The organism is Myroides odoratus (genome assembly GCF_965118575.1).
Taxonomy (GTDB): Bacteria; Bacteroidota; Bacteroidia; order Flavobacteriales; family Flavobacteriaceae; genus Flavobacterium; species Flavobacterium odoratum_B.
Genome location: NZ_CBCPHW010000004.1, coordinates 189,911 through 208,184, shown reverse-complemented (window position 1 = coordinate 208,184; position 18,274 = coordinate 189,911). Strand labels below are relative to the sequence as shown.

General features: G+C 32.7%; 19 protein-coding genes and 1 pseudogene. 10 read left to right on the top strand and 10 right to left on the bottom strand.

The window, feature by feature from the left end:
- Positions 1-122: 122 nt before the first annotated feature.
- The 3 genes from ACMHJ2_RS05010 to ACMHJ2_RS05000 all read left to right on the top strand — a co-directional run bounded on the left by ACMHJ2_RS05010 (position 123) and on the right by ACMHJ2_RS05000 (position 5,396).
- Positions 123-1,148, top strand: a complete 1,026-nt coding sequence (locus tag ACMHJ2_RS05010) for an NAD(P)-dependent alcohol dehydrogenase (RefSeq protein WP_413511861.1) — start codon at positions 123-125, stop codon at positions 1,146-1,148.
- Between the two features lie 999 nt (positions 1,149-2,147).
- A complete protein-coding gene (locus ACMHJ2_RS05005; protein ID WP_413511860.1) occupies positions 2,148-3,191 on the top strand; it encodes a hypothetical protein in 1,044 nt (347 codons plus the stop codon).
- A gap of 1,479 nt (positions 3,192-4,670) precedes the next feature.
- Positions 4,671-5,396 (top strand): WG repeat-containing protein, encoded by a 726-nt coding sequence (locus ACMHJ2_RS05000; RefSeq protein WP_413511859.1) that lies wholly within the window; start codon positions 4,671-4,673, stop codon positions 5,394-5,396.
- 46 nt (positions 5,397-5,442) lie between these two features.
- Here the strand turns inward: ACMHJ2_RS05000 and ACMHJ2_RS04995 are convergent, their stop codons facing one another.
- On the bottom strand, positions 5,443-5,685 hold the full coding sequence (locus tag ACMHJ2_RS04995; protein WP_413511858.1) for a hypothetical protein: 243 nt from the start codon (positions 5,683-5,685) through the stop codon (positions 5,443-5,445).
- A 518-nt stretch (positions 5,686-6,203) separates the two neighbouring features.
- On the opposite strand from ACMHJ2_RS04995, the gene ACMHJ2_RS04990 reads away from it, so the two are divergent.
- From ACMHJ2_RS04990 to ACMHJ2_RS04980, 3 genes are all read left to right on the top strand, one after another.
- A complete protein-coding gene (locus ACMHJ2_RS04990; RefSeq protein ID WP_413511857.1) occupies positions 6,204-6,695 on the top strand; it encodes a hypothetical protein in 492 nt (163 codons plus the stop codon).
- Between the two features lie 4 nt (positions 6,696-6,699).
- Positions 6,700-7,893 (top strand): DUF6438 domain-containing protein, encoded by a 1,194-nt coding sequence (locus ACMHJ2_RS04985; protein ID WP_413511856.1) that lies wholly within the window; start codon positions 6,700-6,702, stop codon positions 7,891-7,893.
- A gap of 63 nt (positions 7,894-7,956) precedes the next feature.
- Complete coding sequence (locus ACMHJ2_RS04980) at positions 7,957-8,748, top strand: DUF6896 domain-containing protein (protein WP_413511855.1); 792 nt, start codon at positions 7,957-7,959, stop codon at positions 8,746-8,748.
- A 454-nt stretch (positions 8,749-9,202) separates the two neighbouring features.
- Here the strand turns inward: ACMHJ2_RS04980 and ACMHJ2_RS04975 are convergent, their stop codons facing one another.
- The 9 genes and pseudogenes from ACMHJ2_RS04975 to ACMHJ2_RS04935 form a co-directional block, all read right to left on the bottom strand.
- On the bottom strand, positions 9,203-9,445 hold the full coding sequence (locus ACMHJ2_RS04975) for a hypothetical protein (RefSeq protein ID WP_413511854.1): 243 nt from the start codon (positions 9,443-9,445) through the stop codon (positions 9,203-9,205).
- A 21-nt stretch (positions 9,446-9,466) separates the two neighbouring features.
- Positions 9,467-10,183: a hypothetical protein gene (locus ACMHJ2_RS04970; protein WP_413511853.1), complete on the bottom strand. Its 717-nt coding sequence runs from the start codon at positions 10,181-10,183 to the stop codon at positions 9,467-9,469.
- 134 nt (positions 10,184-10,317) lie between these two features.
- On the bottom strand, positions 10,318-10,695 hold the full coding sequence (locus ACMHJ2_RS04965) for a hypothetical protein (protein ID WP_413511852.1): 378 nt from the start codon (positions 10,693-10,695) through the stop codon (positions 10,318-10,320).
- 105 nt (positions 10,696-10,800) lie between these two features.
- Positions 10,801-10,986, bottom strand: coding sequence for a hypothetical protein (locus ACMHJ2_RS04960; protein WP_413511851.1), 186 nt, complete (start codon positions 10,984-10,986; stop codon positions 10,801-10,803).
- 145 nt (positions 10,987-11,131) lie between these two features.
- Positions 11,132-11,542 carry a DUF1348 family protein gene (locus tag ACMHJ2_RS04955; protein ID WP_413511850.1) on the bottom strand — a complete coding sequence of 137 codons (411 nt, stop codon included), beginning with the start codon at positions 11,540-11,542 and terminating at the stop codon, positions 11,132-11,134.
- A gap of 13 nt (positions 11,543-11,555) precedes the next feature.
- Complete coding sequence (locus ACMHJ2_RS04950) at positions 11,556-12,080, bottom strand: TetR/AcrR family transcriptional regulator (protein WP_413511849.1); 525 nt, start codon at positions 12,078-12,080, stop codon at positions 11,556-11,558.
- A 72-nt stretch (positions 12,081-12,152) separates the two neighbouring features.
- A pseudogene (locus ACMHJ2_RS04945) lies at positions 12,153-12,923 on the bottom strand (TraM recognition domain-containing protein); the annotation flags it as partial.
- Complete coding sequence (locus ACMHJ2_RS04940) at positions 12,896-12,994, bottom strand: hypothetical protein (protein ID WP_413511908.1); 99 nt, start codon at positions 12,992-12,994, stop codon at positions 12,896-12,898. The pseudogene ACMHJ2_RS04945 and the gene ACMHJ2_RS04940, both read right to left, overlap by 28 nt.
- 316 nt (positions 12,995-13,310) lie before the next feature.
- Positions 13,311-14,588, bottom strand: a complete 1,278-nt coding sequence (locus tag ACMHJ2_RS04935) for an NAD(P)-binding domain-containing protein (RefSeq protein ID WP_413511848.1) — start codon at positions 14,586-14,588, stop codon at positions 13,311-13,313.
- Positions 14,589-14,665: 77 nt separating this feature from the next.
- Between ACMHJ2_RS04935 and ACMHJ2_RS04930 the strand changes: the two genes are divergently transcribed.
- From ACMHJ2_RS04930 to ACMHJ2_RS04915, 4 genes are all read left to right on the top strand, one after another.
- On the top strand, positions 14,666-15,598 hold the full coding sequence (locus ACMHJ2_RS04930) for a helix-turn-helix domain-containing protein (RefSeq protein ID WP_413511847.1): 933 nt from the start codon (positions 14,666-14,668) through the stop codon (positions 15,596-15,598).
- Between the two features lie 152 nt (positions 15,599-15,750).
- A complete protein-coding gene (locus ACMHJ2_RS04925; protein WP_413511846.1) occupies positions 15,751-16,218 on the top strand; it encodes a YbaK/EbsC family protein in 468 nt (155 codons plus the stop codon).
- Between the two features lie 502 nt (positions 16,219-16,720).
- A complete protein-coding gene (locus ACMHJ2_RS04920) occupies positions 16,721-17,698 on the top strand; it encodes a FecR family protein (protein WP_413511845.1) in 978 nt (325 codons plus the stop codon).
- Positions 17,664-18,272: an RNA polymerase sigma factor gene (locus ACMHJ2_RS04915; protein ID WP_413511844.1), complete on the top strand. Its 609-nt coding sequence runs from the start codon at positions 17,664-17,666 to the stop codon at positions 18,270-18,272. Before ACMHJ2_RS04920 ends, ACMHJ2_RS04915 begins: the two co-directional genes overlap by 35 nt.
- The last annotated feature ends 2 nt before the right edge of the window (positions 18,273-18,274 follow it).

Genomic DNA, 18,274 nt, shown 5'->3' with positions numbered 1-18,274 from the left:
GACCTGACTTATGAATTACTTCAGGTAGCTTATACGTGTTGTTTTAATAATCTTTTAACTTAACAAATAATCTTAAATCGAGCGTTAGTTTGTAATTTGTAAGAAACATTAAAAAAAACCCAATGAAAGCAGTTCGTTATTTTGGACATAAAGATGTCAGAGTTGTCACTGATATGGAAAAACCTATCCCAAAAGGTGAAGAGGTTTTATTAAAAATAGGAGGAGCAGGTGTTTGTCATTCAGACCTTCATATTATTGATGAAGGAACAATAGAAGGTACGGTTTTTACCTTAGGACATGAAAATGCAGGCTGGATTGAGGAAGTAGGTGAAAGTGTGAAAGACTATAAAATTGGAGATGCTGTTTTAGTTTATGGGCCATGGGGATGTGGTCATTGTAAACCGTGTCAAGAATCAAAAGAAAACTATTGTGATCATCAATCTGAAAACGCCTATGGTGGCGGACTAGGGCTGGATGGTGGAATGGCAGAATATATGTTAGTGCCTTCTGCTAGACTTCTAGTGCCGATTTACGATCTTGATCCTATTATTGCAGCTCCCTTAACAGATGCTGCCTTAACGCCTTACTCTGCAATTAAGCGATCGCTACCTAAATTAATGGCAGATGAATATGTTGTTGTTATTGGGGTAGGAGGTTTAGGACATGTTGCTTTACAAATTTTAAGAGAGATAAGTGGAGCTACTATTATTGCTTGTGATGTAACAGCTGAAAAATTAGCTTTTGCTAAAGAATTAGGGGCTACTTATGTTGTTAATTCTAAAGATGTTGATGCTGCTGAGCAGATTAAAAAAATTACAGGTATCAAGAAAGCTAAGGTTGTTCTTGACTTTGTGGGGGCAACGTCAACCCTTGATTTAGGAACAAAAGTTGTTAGTTTGGATGGCGACTTAACAATTATTGGACTTGGTGGTGGTCACTATCAATATAGTATGAACGGTCTTCCTTTTGGTGTTAGTATGACTAATCCTTATTGGGGATCAAGAACAGAACTTATGGAAGTTGTAGGTTTAGCAAGACAGAATAAAATTCACATTGAAATAGAACAGCATAAGCTAGACGATGTCAACGAAGTTTACGAGCGAATGAGACAGGGGAAAATAAAAGGTAGAGCGGTATTGATTCCTTAATTCAAACCAATATTGTTTTAAACTTCCTAGTTTTATGAATATGCAGAAACAAGATGTAACAATATAAAAAACAGATTCTATGGTATTTTATAGAATCTGTTTTAAAAAATAATTCATTTTACAACAGTTCTCATGTTCTACTGTTAAGCTTTCAAATAGTCCTTTTTCTATAAAATATAGATAGCGTTCAGATTCTCCTTCTTGAATTAGAAACTGATGTTTTTTGTACTTTTTAAAAATAAAACAAATAGGAAATCAGACTCTTTCTCTGTTAAGGTTATTACTTGTTCTATTTGTGCTCTAAGGTTATTATTCATATGATTTTACTGCTATTAAAAAAGAGTAAGCGATACAATTTATAAAGGAAATCAATAAAGACATTAATATGGAAGATTTTCACAGGCAGATAGAGGAGGAGTACCACATAGATAACAACGGATCTTTTATCCATTAAATCAAGTAAGGAAGCAAATCATCTATCGTGTCTTAAGTGCAAACAAAACACGCTCCAACTAAGGGAAAAGGTGGTTAAATGTTTAGATACAGATTGTAATTGGATTTTGTTTAAGGAGGTTTGTGGAACTAAACTCTTAATGGATGATATAGCGGACTTAATTCAGAAGGAAGAACTAAGTTATTCAAAGGTTTAGTTAGAAAATTGAGGAAAGGTTTGATGCTTATATCGTTTTAAAAGAAGACTTTACCACGTTGGAAATTTTACCTGTTACATACGACAATAATAAAGCATTCAATCAGGGATGATGAAAGTACAAGACAAATATTGGGAGCAATGAGCGATGAAAAAAGGATGCTAAATTAAAGCAATTAGTTGCTTGAGATGAGCGTGATGTTGCGAAGGAATAGAAGAGCATTGAAATTGCTGTACAATAGAAAGGCGCAATCATAAAAAAGGTAAATGGGTTTAGCCTTTTTTTGCTTAATTTTACAAAAAAAGAGAAAACAAAAGACGAGATATCTTGTCTTTTTTTACTTAATGTTATGAAACAAGAAGAAGAAATAAACCTCTGTATTCAATTAATCAATTGGATGCAAGATAGTACATTGCCAAATGAAGAAATAATATCGCGTATTCACACCCAAGGTTTTCTAGCTAAAGCCCTTATTCTCGACCAACAAAGAAAAGGAAAAATAGTAGGAAAATCCCTACAACAGCTCGTTGAACATGTACTTCAAGTACTTGAACGGGCTGACCCAACACTGGAAGTACACAATCAGCGGTATCCATATTCCTTTCTTGATGTTGTCTATCGCTTGCTGCAGTGCTGTGAAAATGAAGCTGTATCTACCACTGCTTTACAAGCGTATGTGGAAGCAGCAGAAGATGAAATTTTGCAGAGTCGATTGGCAAATTTCACCATTGAAAAACTACTGTTGGACGGAGAGGTAAGAACAAGCCTAGCCATAATCTCTAAAATAAAGGACAAAGCTTATCACTACAGCAGTTATCGATTAATTGCACACTATTATGCCGAACGTGGTGATAAAGTGAATTTTCTCCAGGTTTTGAAAAAATGTGATGCACGAAAAGATATCTACGACTTGGAGGAAATCAAAGAAATTTTTATTCAAACGTACGCAATTGAACATCCACTAGAAAAGGTAGTAGCTCTTGTTCAAAACAAACCCTTTGGAAATCAGTATTATGTAGCCGCTTTCTTGCCTTTAGTGAAAATAAAATCGTTTAGCGATATTCAAACTCTTTTAACTGCTCCACAGTTTCAAGTTTCTAAATTGTACCTGCAAGAGATTATTTTGACAAATGCTTTTCGCTATAACGAAGCTAATCAAACGCTTGAGAATTTCAGCATTTTACAACAAATGTTGGATAAAATTCCTGCTAGAGTGAGATGGGCTCCTTCGGACTTTAGTTTGAAAGATAACCTGTGGTCCTTTACTGCTGATGCTTTACTTGCGAACCAACAGGTTGATTTTACAGCTGAAGTAATTTATTGCAGCAAGAAAATTAGCGCCAAAATAATCAAAGACAACCTCAAGAAACAACTAAAAACCTACCGTAAATAAGAAGAAGATGAATTATTTATCGAATTTAGAGGTGTCCTAAAAAGGGGAAGTCTACAAACCTTATTACTATTTTAATACTAAAAGCGCTGCGTGCACAGTCTAAATTCAATAGGCATTTATCAAATTTAGTGGCTTTTATTAGACTAAACCTTTTGTGAAAATTGAACTAAGAAAATGGTTGGATAATTCGCTGAATGGGGTAGAAAAACCGCCAACAAAACTAAACAGGGGATTCTATTTTAAATTTTATCAAAAATATACACGTATTCTACCACGATGGGAGGATAATGCTGTGTCTAAAATTTATTTAGGACGCTATGGGTAGTAAAATTAAGAATCTAATTCTTTATTTGAATCATATAAATTTTGTTTTTTTGTGTTGTGAATAGGAGAGCTTAGAAACGTTAACTGTTATTTTATCCAAATGCTATGAATATGTACTTATATCTAAAAAAGATTTTGTTTGTAAAGAAAACTATTGGAACCTCATTACTTATTTTTAGTGTTTTATTACTACTAATTTCAATTAATCCATTGACTTTTGTGCTTGGTTTTTTTTCTTTTTTTGTGGGGCTTTATTTAGCTTCAACAGATGGAATAGAGATTAGATTTGATACAAAATAGTTTAGAATCATCTTCTCGATATTTGGCTTAAATATTGGTATTTGGGAATCTTATCCAACCATTGCCTACATTTCTGTAGTAAGAGCAAAAGTTACACATACAATTGGGAATAAATATCAGCCACTAGGAGCTTCAGCCACTCTAAAAGGCGAACGAATCTGCATAAACGTGTTTAGCGAAACGAACAGTAATAAAACGTTGTTTAGGACTATCGATAAAAACGAAGCGTTAGAAATTGCTGAAATTGTTGCTTCTTTTTATAAAGTTGATATTAAAAACAAACTGTAATACAACGACTAATAATGGTTTTTCGCTATTCCTCCATGATGCTCCTTCACTAGTAAGCAATACTTCTTTTCATGAATAAGGGGGATGGGTTAAGGTTCCAACCTTTAAATCTTTTGGATTAATACAAAATGATTTTTGCGTAGCTGTATATCCACCCGAGTAGTACACCTTGTTTGATATAAAAAACAAATAGAATCAAGTGATAGTTGAATCACTCGAAATAAGGTTCGAGCTTGCAAAATGACTTGTTCTTGCAGCGGTCTGGATAACCACTCCGAAGTCGATAGTTTTTTTGAAATAGTTGGTAAACTTTAAATATTGGGGGGTTTACGGATTTTTTCAATAGAATTAATAGAAAAATTTAATATATTTGAAGAGAAAATAATATTGTTTAATTGTTTCGCCATTTGTAATAAATGTCTTTTTTACAAAAAACAAACTATCTTAGTAGTGTGTTATGCGAAATACCGATATAGGTATAATATTATGAGACTACGCTATGTTTTGTTTCATAACAATGTTATAGGCAATGCGCAAACCAACATTATTAAAATGAATTATTTGATTATGAAAAAATATATTTTACTTATTTTATTAATATTATTTTCTAATCTTATTCTCTCTCAAAACATAAGTATTAAAGTTAAATCAGAAAAACTGACCGAGGAATTTGTTGGAGAATTTAAAGAAGGATTGGCTAGAGTCAAAAAGAATAACAAATGGGGTTTTATTAATGAAAAAGATGAAATTGTAATTCAATGTATTTATGATTTCGCAGATGACTTTTCGGAAAATTTAGCTCCAGTCAAACAAAATGGCAAATATGGTTATATTGATAAGACTGGACAAATAGTCATACCAATAAATCTAAATTACTTGTCTATGGGTCGTTTTTTTGAAGGACGTGCTTATTACTTAGATTATTCAAATGAGAAATTTGGCTTTATTGATAAACACGGTAATATTGTAATCAAAGCAAATTATAGTTCTATTAGCAATGGTTTTAACAATGGTTTTAGTTTAGTTTCAATAGACAGTTTATGGGGTGCTATAGATTTGGAAGGAAACATAATAATACCCATAAATTATATTTATATGGAAAATTTTTCAGAGGGTTTAGCTCTAGCTGTAAATCGAAATGGAAAATATGGTTTTATAGATAAAGAAGGAAAAATAGCAATTCCTTTTGAATTTGAGAATGCTAAAAGTTTTAAAAACGGACAAAGCAAAGTTACACGAGATAAGAAAGAATTTTGTATTAACAAGAAAGGGAAAAAAATTAAAATTCATTAATCTGCAGTGCCTAAAACAAAGGTTTGCCACAAGCGGGGCTGAAGTGTTAGTAGAAATTAAAGAACAAATTATTAATCCTAGAAGCAAGGTTTTCAGTATTTTGAAGTTTTTCCAATCTGATCATCCATTCTTTGAATTTGTCTACATCAGCTTTAACACCATTACCTGTTAAGTAGCAGTTAACACCATTCCACATATAAGTTGCATCATTGTTATTTGCACATTTTAGGGCATATTCAAATGCTTTTTCAAAATTTTGCTCAATACCTTGACCGTTTCCATAAGCCATAATCATGGGTAATGTCCATCATTAAAACCGTTTTTAGCCATACTAGTAAACACATCTTCTGCTAAAACTATCTCTTTTCCAAATCCGTCAATAAAGTCGTTTCAAGTAATATAGGTGTTAGATATTTTATTTTGACCGTAAGTGACTAACGATAGAAGTAATAAGGTAAATAGGACTAGTTTTTTTTCATTTAAAGATTAGATTTTAAATTGCGTTTAACATTAGATGGATCATCTAAGTGCAGGTTTGGATTGAACAGATGTTCTCTTCAGCCTGAAACGAAGTCAAAGCTGTTTTTTTTTAGTTGTAAACGTATAAAAAATACACGTAATAATGAACGAATAGAAGACAGTTGAGTTTGTTATCATTAAAGGTTAATTTAAAGTAGATATTTACGAGAAAAGGAATTACATTAGGTCCTGTTTTTTATTCAATTATGGCTACATTTTTTATGTTAACTTTTGAATGTTGCTAGAAAACAAGGTTAGTTTTTCATCCCTATATAAAAACAGGAAACTATGGACCAAATAGAGTTTAACGATACTACGTTAGTGCTGAAAGTTAAAAAGAGTAATCTTTTTGTTCGAACAATTTTGTATGTAATTACGTTTCTTGCAGCTGCTTTACCTTTAGGTGGTTTTGTAGTAAATTTTGTAAATGAAGGAGCATTCAAGTTTTTTAATTTAATTTTTCTACTTCTCTTTGGTCTTGTCTTTTTTTATATGTTGAGAATTTCCCTGTGGAATACTTGCGGAAAAGAGGTCATCAAAATAATGGATAAAAAACTACAATACACGGCTGATTACCATTGGTTTAAGAACAGAGTAAAGGAGTTCTCTTTTAAAGAAATTCAGTTCACTTTACGTCAAGTTGGCTATGAAGAAGACAATAAAGGCGTATTAGTTATCAACTTCGATAATGAAGCTACTTTAGAAACAGTTACTAAACTAGATCTTGTACAGCTCAATACGCTTATATCTCAATTAAGTAGAAACAGCAATTCCAATTAAAAATATGACAACACGTACTATTCTTTTTTTTATCTTCACGATTGTACTTCTAGGTTGTCGTCAGATTACTGAGCAACAAAAGGCAGATAACAAAGTAAGAGAAAAGCTGGTCGGTGATTGGGAATTAATCATTGAAGAAGGAGATGTAAGAGTTGATTTTCCCTTGAGCTCATGGATTAAGCCAGAAGGCATGACTATTTTTCACGATAGCATCGATTTTTATTTGAGATTTTACAAAGCTGATATAGACAGTATAACCGGTAAGAGAACTCGACTTTTTTTAGGAAATAAAGTTCCTTATCAAGTTAATAAAGATAGTATTCATATTAAAAGTCTGATGACCCATAATTGGGAGTTTGAATGGAAGTTTGTCAATAGAACTAATGAAACTTTACAACTAGCACTGAATGATAGTACGATTATTCGATACAAGAAACTTACCTATAACTTAGATACTTTACCCGATTTTGATCAAATTATATATTCTAGCTCCGGTTGTTATGGTTCATGTCCAATACTCGATATTTCAATCACCAAAGAAGGACATGTTTTATATCAAGGCGAAGGTTATGTGAAATCGCTTGGTTTTTATACTGGGCATCTTGACCGGCAAACAACGCAAACTATTTTTGACAAGTTCAGAAAAGCAAATCCCTTAGCACTTGAGAATAGCTATGCCGTTGATCATACGGATGATGAAACACTGACAACCACCTTTATTCAAGATGGAAAAATCGTTAAGACAATCGACGATTATGGAATGGCAGGAACCAAGGAGTTGATATGGGCCTATATGTTGCTTTCGCATATTCATGATGTGATGAACCTTGATCCTTTGCCTTATGATGAACCTTTCTATCCTAAGTTGCATTCGTTCACCTTTAAAAGAGATAATTTCGTATTTCCACTTGCCAAATCAGAAAGTTTTTACCTTTGGACAGAACTCAAAAAAGCAAAACAGGTAGATGAAGCATTTACCTCGAAGTACAGGCTTGTCTTTGCGGATAATTTTGACTATTGGGGACCTGATCCAAATGAAGCAAGAACACATAAAAATGAAATAAAATCAGTGGTAACTGATGGACAGTTTTACAAATTTGAATTTAAAGATAGAGAAGCTATAACTTATGATTTGGGGTATAATTTCCTGGAGCGAAATTTCAAGACGGCGAATTTTATAAAAGACCTTGAAAGATGAGAATAGAAGAAGAAGAGGGATTACCTCAAAAAACAAAAGTAGTTTAACCCTTAGGCAAAGATCATGTTAGAATCAATCGAAAAAGTATTGCATATCAATCATTTGGATCAAATTCCTTCAGATTCCTATATTGAAAACCTATCACGTAATATAAATCTCATTATGGAGTTCGCAGCTAATATCGAACCTGAAAGACAAAGGGTAGGCGAAGCACTCAAAGTAAAGTTCCCACACCATGCTGTGGGAGTATATTGGAATGAACCAAAAATTGGTATTCAAAAATTGATCACAGATGAGGAAATCGACTTGAATCAAACGGTATTGGAACAATATGCTTTGGATTATCGAGAACTTGCAACAAAACTGATTTATGGATTGTCCGAACAATTGAATATCGATTTAAACAAGGAGGTACCTTATATTGCTTTTCTCAATTATTGGCAAACAAAAGGTCAGAGTGGAAGGTATAAGGAATGGAAGTTTTTTTTTCATGGCTTACATGGTCATTTTTATAATACTAAAACCAAGCAAGAGATTGAAGTTCCTATAGCTTTCGGATTGGAATTTGGAGCTTTAGATCCCTACTTTTTTTCTAAATACATAAAATCAACACCACAATATTACCCTTTACCTGTTGATATTTACGATGACTATTCAGAGGGATGGAGAATAATTGAACGGTTAACTACAAAGGGGATTTTTGAAAAAATCAATTCTACTGTTCCTCAACTTTTAGGTACAGTTCCAAAAAATAGAGCCAATAAAGTCCCCGTTGAAACCGTTGAAGATATAAGGCATGTAATTAAACCAAAACCAAAATTTAACTTGCTTAAATTCCTAAAGCTAAAAAAGTAAAAAAATTAGATAGTATAGAAAACGAAGGAATACTATTACCATATAATCAATGAAGGCTACTATGCAATTGAATAAACAACTATATACCAAGTATCTTCTTACTATTGTTCGTTATGGTGATTTTTATTGTGCTATCTAATATAACAGCTCAGCTTTGTCAAAAGACAAGAAACAGATTCATTGGATTACTTAAAAGTATTAGGAAGTTTAAAACTTCTTTAAAAAACACAGGGTGAAATTTTTTACAATTTTACCCTGTGTTTGTCATTCAAAAGATCTTTATTGTCTATTTAGACTACTATTTTTGAAGTTTGATTAAAAGACAATTTCTTGATATTCAATTTGACTTTTATAATACTTGATGGTATCGTTGTTTTTTAATTGGATTAAAACAGGAGCGTAAAGTAGGTTATCGAAGGATACGGCTTTTCTAATTTTCTGCTTTTTTAAGACACTATTTTTTTTCTTTATTAAGTGTAAAGCGAAAATAGCCTAGATGTTCTTCGTCTTTTTTTGCAAGCGCCAGGATAACATAATCACCTTGTTTATCGTGAATTATATGGTCTTGTTGCGTCAAATCAATAATTAAATCAGTACCTGTGGTACGATATAAATCAAAATTATATGCTTCGCCCTTTTGACTAAAGCAGTGAATACTTAAAAAACTAAATATTAAAATAAAATGTATTTTTTTCATAAATAGTATTAACACCCCATTTTAGGAGCTGTAGATTTTAATTCTCTCCTCTTGTTTCTTTTTACCTAGTCTATTCCAAGAAGTAGTACCTTGTAAACCTAGCCAAGTTAATGCATCATAGTATTTCTCGTCAAAAGTATTGTCATATGCTTTTAATGCATTTTTTACAATTTTAATGTAATGAGCAGCCATTTGTTCATGTTGTGCTCTAGCAGTTCCATCATTTGCATATCTTAATACATAATCAAAAACTCCTAGAAAAGCCATCTCTAATTCACTTGAAAAGATTTTATTTGGATCATATTCATATCTAACTTTAAACAAATAGGCATGTATTATCGTTGAAGCCATAACAAGTTTTGGATTATCTCTAAATTTATCACTGTTGAGTACTATTTTTAAATTATTGTTAAATGGAGTGAATGGAGTGGTATATCCATTTGTATCAGGATTATCTCTCAAAAAATTATCAGAATTTGAGTTTTTTATCATCCACACTAAATCAAATCTACTGTTATTTAGATCAAAAACATTTTTTATGAATTTTTCACCAAAGTTAGTATTCATCACGGTATTATATATCAAATACAAACAAGGATTGTCATTTAATTTTTTCTGGAGCAGGAGGTCTTGAACCGCCAGAGGTTCCACCGCCAGGTATAACTCCAATGCCTTACTCAGAACCAAAACCACTATCCCATCCGCCGCCAGATCCAGGTACTTGTATGACAACGTCATCTAAAGTTCTATGACAAAGATTACAAACGCTATTGAATTGATTGTGACTCGATTTTGTGCTATACTTGTTTGTTTTAGAAATAATTAATACAAATGATAAAAACAACAAAGCTCCAATGAAGGAGCTTTTTGTACTAATACGAGGTTGTTATATAATTGAAGTCAACCTTATACACTTTTTCAATGTTATCTAATTTTAGTTTTATAAAGAGATTTTTAAAATTAAAATTCCCAAAATACATTCTACCAAGGTTTAAGTAGTTTTCCTTATACATCTTATTGTAGTAATAATCTAACATAAATGTGTCAAAATCATTTACTGATAATACAGCAGTACATTTATTAGGTGTTACTTCTTCAAGCAAAGTAAATCTATACTCATGTAAGCGAGTCCCTGCTTTACCAGTCTCTGAAAAAATACAAGAAATATTTTTTTCAGTCTGTATTAAATCATATTTTGGGTTTTTAGTAACCTGAATCACGATGGAGTCGAGAATAGTTACTTGGGCCATAGTAAGATTCGTAAGAAAACATAGGAGAATTAATATAATACTTTTGTTCATGCTATATACATTCTATTGGTTGATTGTTAGTTCTAAAATCAGAAAGTGATTGAGCTAAATTGATTTCTTTTTATCACTTAAATTTGAATAGGCATCGGTTCCCTTTAACCCATTCCATGCTATTGCTTCATATACGTCATCACTGTAAGAATCGTCATAATCTTTTAGTGCAGCTATAATGGTGTTAATGTATTTATTTGCCATATGTTGGTGTTCATAATCACTTCTGTCGTATTTCATATAAGCATTGTAAATATCGGGAAAAGATTTTAATAGTTTTTCTCCATTACTGCCAAATGTATCAACAAGGCACTTAAGAAGAGCATAATATTAGTTGTGTCTTGTACTCTTTTTTTTCTTTTTAGATAGAGGAAACAAATGTTAATTATAGGCGTCTTTCATCTTCTTTTATTTCTAGATCATTTATACTTGCATATCTTTTAGCCATGAAACCATTTTCGTCAAATTCCCAATTTTCATTGCCATAAGCCCTGAACCATTTCCCATCTTTATCTTGGTATTCATATTCAAATCTGACTGCTATTCTGTTGTCTGTGTGGGCCCAATATTCTTTCTTAAGTTTGTAGTTTAACTCTTTTTCCCATTTTTTAGTTAGTAATACTACAATTGCTTCTCTTCCCTGAATAAAGATATCGCGATTTCGCCATTCGCTATCAAGGGTATAGGCCATTGAAACCTTTGCTGGGTCTTTACTATTCCAAGCATCTTCCGCCATCTGAATTTTTTGCTTTGCTATTTCCATAGTAAATGGAGGTAAAGGATGTTTTTGTTCCATAATTTTTTTAAGTTTAAAGTAGGTTATTTGCTATAGCTCTTGATTTTTCAATGAGCTCATTGGACTGAAAGAGTTGACTTTCTATAATTGAACTTTCAAATAATAAATAGATATGATCAGCGAGTAATCCTTCTCCAAGCTCCTTTTTAAATAAGAGTCTAAGATCGCTTTTATGAGATTGTATGATCGATAAAATAATATCTTGATCTTTTGATATTTCAGACAAAATATTTAGAAAGCTACATCCTCTAAAGTTTTCTTTTCTGTTCATATAGATAAGAAAATCAAAGGTGCTTAGTATTCTTTTTTTTCTTTCTTTAAATTTTGATAAGTAGAGGGTTAATTCCGAAAACCAATACAGATGTCTTTCATTTAAATAGGCTACACATAAGTCATCTTTGGATCTAAAGTGTTGGTAAAAACTAGCTTTAGCTACTTTAGCTTCAATAATAATCTGATTGATTCCTGTGCTATTATAGCCTTGTTGATGAAACAAGATTGTGGCGGTCTCGATAATTCGTTGTTTAGGCTTAGTCATTGTTTTATAATTTACGAATGTAAAGGTATTGAATTAAAAACAAACAGACAAGTCTGTATATTTTTGAGTGACTTACTTTAACAAATGAGCCAATTCAGGATCGTTTTCAATGCGTTTTAGCTCTTATTCGAATTGACTCAATATCAAGTTTAACTTGTCTGTAATTGGCTTGAATCGTTTTATCCAGGGTATTATGATCATGAGCATCTAAGAAAGAAGTTAGCTGAGGTATCTTTTGATAGGCTTTCATTTCCTGACTGACCTTTTCGTTATCAACTACAATCTCAGCGTGAAATATCTTTTGCTCTATACGTTCACCAAAATTATCCGAGACTGCCCCTACAAACATTCCTTGAGTAAGGGTTGCTATTTTAGAAGCTGGGATAAGGGTATCAAGCTGGGCAGAGAAGGAGGTAGAGCGGTCATTGCTATTAATGGATATACTTTGTCGTTTTTGTAGGATTTTACCAAAGTGTTCTGAGAGCGATTTAGCAGTATCGCCAACAACTTGACCTGAGAAGATATTTCCAACTGTGTTTTGAATTACTTTACTTTCTTTATCTCCGTAAGCTCTATTAAGCTGAGAAAAATCTTGAAACCCTAAACATACCACTACTTTATTACTACGGCTGTCGCGATAAGATTATCAAGTCCTCTAAAGTAAAGGGTAGGTAACTCATCTATGATGACAGAACTTTTAAGTTGTCCTTTTTTATTGATGAGTTTTACAATGCGTGAGTTATAAAGCCCAAGAGCGGCAGAGTAGATGTTTTGACGATCGGGATTATTACCTACACATAGTATTTTAGCAGAAGCTATTTGTCCTTGTAATTGATCTTGTGCTCTGCTGTTATTCCAAGATTTAAAAAGAAAAAATAACAGTACCTGTATACGTGCATCAGCATACTAAGCATGCTTACGGCTCGCATAAATGCTAGGATTTTAGCAAGGGCTTTTAAATCGTCTTCTGAGTGCATATTGTTTGTATTAGTTTTAAACCAACAAAGTAATATGCGTTTTGTTTTTTTTATAGGATAGAACTTTTTGGATTCATTTGTCTTTCAAATGCTCCAAAATCAAAAAATAATGAACTAAAAAGGCTTGAAAATCTATATTGTTTCAAGCCTTTTTTTAAAATTATAGGTATTGATCTTTTAAAGAGCAATTATTATTTACTTTATATTGAATGATAGCAGGTTTTGTCCTACTATATAGAAAGATGTCAGAGTTTTAAAAAGTGTTTTCTATTTTAGATATTATTCTCTTTACTATTACCTCTGCATCTTCTTTAACACCAAATACCAATCCTGATTTTTTCTTTCTCAGCCCTGGAAAACCGATACAATATAAATTTTCAAGTGATGTTTTTCCATCATAATGTTTAGGTATTCCTTTATCATCGAGCAAAGAACTTTCTAAATAAGAAAAATCATATCCGAAACCCGTTGCCCATATAATCGAAGTAAAACCGGATTCTAATGCGTTAATTTTATTGTGTTTTGAAGCAGATATACAATCTATATCTGACAAATCAGCAAAATCTTCTTCTTCAATTCCCGTTTCCAATTCAGGATGTTTTTTAAGATAGGTATCTATGTTTTGTTTAATTGTCCGTGAAGTATCATCGGCAAAGCGAATATTTTCCTTTGCATTATCCGCGAAATAAAATATTCCGTCAACAATGTTTTTGAATGTTCCAAAAATAGTAGCTCCTAATTTGTTTAAAGATTGATAACTAACGGTATGTCCTAGAATTCCAACACCCGAACTTTGGGGTTGAGTAGCATTAAGGTTAGGGTTTTCTCGAAGCTGTTGTGTCGATATGTCCTGAATTCCCATTAAATTCAACCATTCCATTATATCTCTCCCTTTATAACGTCTTGGTGCACGGGAAACTTTACTGCTTGCTAAATAAACTTTTCTGCCTGCAAGTGCCAATTCCTCGGCTATCTGACAACCAGATTGTCCACCACCAACTATAAGAATATTTCCCTTGAGCAGTTGATTGGGGTTTTTGTATTGCGAAGCGTGAAGTTGTACTATATTATCTGGTATTTTTTCAGCTATTGTAGGAAACTTTATTTTGTTCATTATACCTGAAGCGATAACAACTGTGTCAGCGTGTATCTCCTGTGTTTTTCCATTATTCTCTGTAATTATTACAAAAAGACTTCCCTGCTTTTTAATATTAACCACCTTATATTTTTCCAATATTGGCAATTCAAACTGTTGAGAATAATTAGTGAGATATTCCACAAACTCATCTTTGTCCATAAAATTTTCTCTTATTGTTTGGGATAATGGCATTCCTGGAAGTTCTGTCATCCAATTTGGTGTATTCATTTTAAATGAATCCCAACGCTGTGAAATCCACGAATGCCCAATTATATTTTCCTCCAGCACAATATGTTTTATACCCGCCTTTTGAAGAAAATAGCTTGTTGCTAATCCTGCCTGTCCTGCACCTATGACAGCAACTTTGTATGTGTTATTTGTGTCTTTAATCATCTTATTATTTAAATTTGTACAAAGGTTCTTATTTAGACAATTAGCCCGATAACGTAATCGTGATTAAAAACTACGCAATGATGCAAATTCAGGAAAATACAATCATTCAAAGACATAACCTTCAAAGCAATTTTTTTGTGGATTATGTAGAAAAGGAAAATAAGCTTCGAAGTAAATCGGGTGGAATGCTCTACTTTCGTGAAACAAGTTTTGATGGTTTGCAATTTATTCGCTGTGATTATAATCTGGCTGAAAAAGAACTTTTTTATATAGATATTGAAAACGAAGTATTAGAAATGCACTTTAGGTTTAATGGTACAAGTAATGTAAATTCATCCCGTTATTCAATGGATATTCATAAGGGAAATAATATGCTTACTTACGCTACAGACAGTCGCCAAGAAGTATTGATGCACCCGACAACTTGTGGCGGATTTCTAGAAATCAGAATAGGTTTATCCCATTTTGAAAAATTAATGGACAACTTTGATAAGGTTACATTAGGTGAATTTGTTAAAGGTTATCCGTTAACAACCAGTCCTGAAATGTTTGCTATAATAGCTCAAATAGATAATACATACTACTCCGGCAAAATGAAAGCTTTGTTTTTAGAAGCAAAAATGACTGAACTCTTTCTTTTGCAACTGCAAGAGAAACAGCAATTAAGCATAGCAAGACTTTTTTCTTATAAAACGACTGACAAAGAGAAAATATATGAAGCTAAATTTCTCATTGATGAACATATAAATGAATTTATAACGATTTCATACCTTGCCCAGAGTATTGGTATCAATAAAAGAAAATTAATGCAAGGTTTTAAGGAACTATTCGGAACTACGATTTTTGTCTATATAACTAATCTGAAGATGGAGAAAGCGAAGCACTATTTATTGAATGAAAATAAATTTGTTTATGAAGTAGCTGATCTAATAGGTTATAAGAATCCTCAACATTTCATATCCGCATTTAAAAAGAAATTTGGGATTTCCCCAAGTAAATTAAAAGAATAATTGTACGTGAATTTATGAAGTATGTTTACCTAAAGTTTTTTAAGTCTTGTCAACCAAGTGGTACTATTAGGCTTTCATAAACATTAGTCTTAGTTATTAAAACTTGCCAATTGCATTATAATTTCTATTTTTAAAAACCAATATTAATTAGTATGAACCATTTAAAAGTGAAAGACTATCTAAAAAGCAAGGGTTTTGAAGATCGTTTTATTGAGTTTGAACAGCGTACAGCTACCGTAGATGAAGCTGCAATTGCGATTGGTTGTGAAAGTGACCAAATAGCAAAGAGTATAACGCTTTATGCCTCAGAAAAGGGAACAGCTATTCTTGTCGTCGCTTCAGGAAATAGTAAAATAGATAATAAGAATTTCAAAGATACTTTTGGTATCAAAGCCAAGATGCTTAAATATGAAGATGTAGAAGAACTAGTAGGTCATCGAGTAGGAGGAGTCTGTCCTTTTAAGGTAAAAGAATCAACTAAGATCTATTTTGATGAATCTTTAAAAAAACATCAAGAGCTTTATCCTGCTGGAGGAAGTGCTAATACCGTAGTTAGACTAAAACAAGAAGAGTTAATCGGTTTATGCGATTTTATTGATTGGGTAGCTGTGACAAAGTAGATTCAAATTATGGTTTGCTATAAAGTTCTAAATACAACCACTTAGAGCCATTAGAAGTTTAGTAATACATGTATTGCTTATTTTGACAACAATCAAGATAAGAACTAGGCAAATCCGATTGGTGGAACTTTTACTTAGATAGGATATATTTTAGTAAAATAAAAAAATTAGGGTGTGATCTTTTAAGAGCACACCCTATTATCTTAAATCAAAAGACCTTTATTGGTTATTTTAATATTTTTGAATTTTGATTTAGATTAAAAGCTAATTTCTGACACTGTACCAAAAACTGTGTAAGTATAAAATTCCGCTCGAAAAAGTTCCATACGACTTTCTGTTCTCTGTCCCCGGCACCCCCATTTCCCCAGTTCCATACTTCCTGTTCCCCCATCCCCTAATCCGTCCAAAATTCATAATACAAACCTAACAATTCAATAACTTTAAATTCTAGGGATAAAACCAATTATTTCACTCCTTTACTAAACCAAATACTACATTAGTTTTGAGTGAACAAGACCCTAAGAAGCAGCGATGTATTAAGTATCTCGCTAAAGAATACTCCGAAGAAGAGTGCATTACATTTGAGATCGATTTACTTTTTGATGAAGAGTTAAAAAGTACCTACCAAACTTATCGATTACTGTGGAGATCCTATCCGACCAATAGTGAGGTATGGCAAAAAGCCCAAGAAAAGCCCAAAAAGAGATTCCGTTTTCTTTCGTCCTATTATGGGCAAGTCGCCTGTACCTTTTTTATGTTAGTTGCCAGTTTTTGCATTGCCTATCAAGTGAATCAACCTGGAAAAGAGCAGTCCCATTCCGATTACGCGATCTATACCAACACAGCGGGTATCCGCAAAAAAGTCACCCTCGAAGATGGGAGTGTTGTTACCTTAAATGGAAAGACACGCTTGCAATATACCCAAAATGACTCCATGCGTTTAGCTTGGTTAGAAGGAGAAGCCTTTTTTGATGTCGTAAAAAACACCCATAAAAAATTTATCGTCAAACACGAAGACCTCGAAATTGAAGTTGTAGGGACTCAATTTAGTGTGAATACCCTAAGTAATGAAAAGAAAGTAGCCTTACTCTCAGGAAAAATACTGGCAAAAATGGGCAATGGCGAACAATTGTACCTCAAACCCAATGAGCAATTGCTGTGGAATACAACCCTTGGCGAGGTAAAGCGACTCAAAGCCGATGTAGATCAGCAGACCAGTTGGAGAGAGAATAAGCTTGTTTTTAACAACGAGCCCTTAGCTCAAGCCTTGATTGAAATTAATCACTTTTATGGTGTTTCCTTTTATATCCAAGATAAGTTCTTGGCTGAAAAATGCATTACGGGTGTTTTTGACAATCAGTCTTTAGCAGAATTTATTCAAGCTTTTGCTTTTATTACCAATAGCACCATCACTTTACAAAATAACCGTTATTTAATCGACTCCCATGCAAAACACCCTTTATCAAAAAAGCAACAATAAACAAGAAGATGACCAAGAAGATGACCGAGAATTGTTTCGAGAAATAGCTCAGGGAAATAAACTTGCTTTTGAACAATTCTACGTTAAATATTACCAATACCTGTGTCGTTTTGCCCTGACGTATGAAAAAGATGTTTACCTCGTAGAAGAAAATGTATCCGATGTATTTTACTATATCTGGCAAAGGAGAGAAGAATTGGGGAAAATTATGAACCCCAAAGTATATGTATTTACGATGACAAAAAATAGGCTCTTCCAACATAAAAAAGCGACCCAAAAGAACCGAATGGAATTGCAGTTTGATGCCGTAGAACACAAGCATTACGTTCCCGCGATTGAAGAAGATATCATTCGATCCGAACAAGAAGATGACTTGCGAAAAGCACTGTTGCAAATCATTGATAAGATACCACCCAAATCGAGACGCATTTTTGAGATGAGTAGAATCGATGGACTCAAGTACCATCAAATAGCAGACATTTTAAATCTTTCTGTCAAAACCATTGAAAGTCATATGCATATAGCCCTAAAAACGATTGCCCTCACTTTAGCCAAAACCAATAAAATTAAATAACT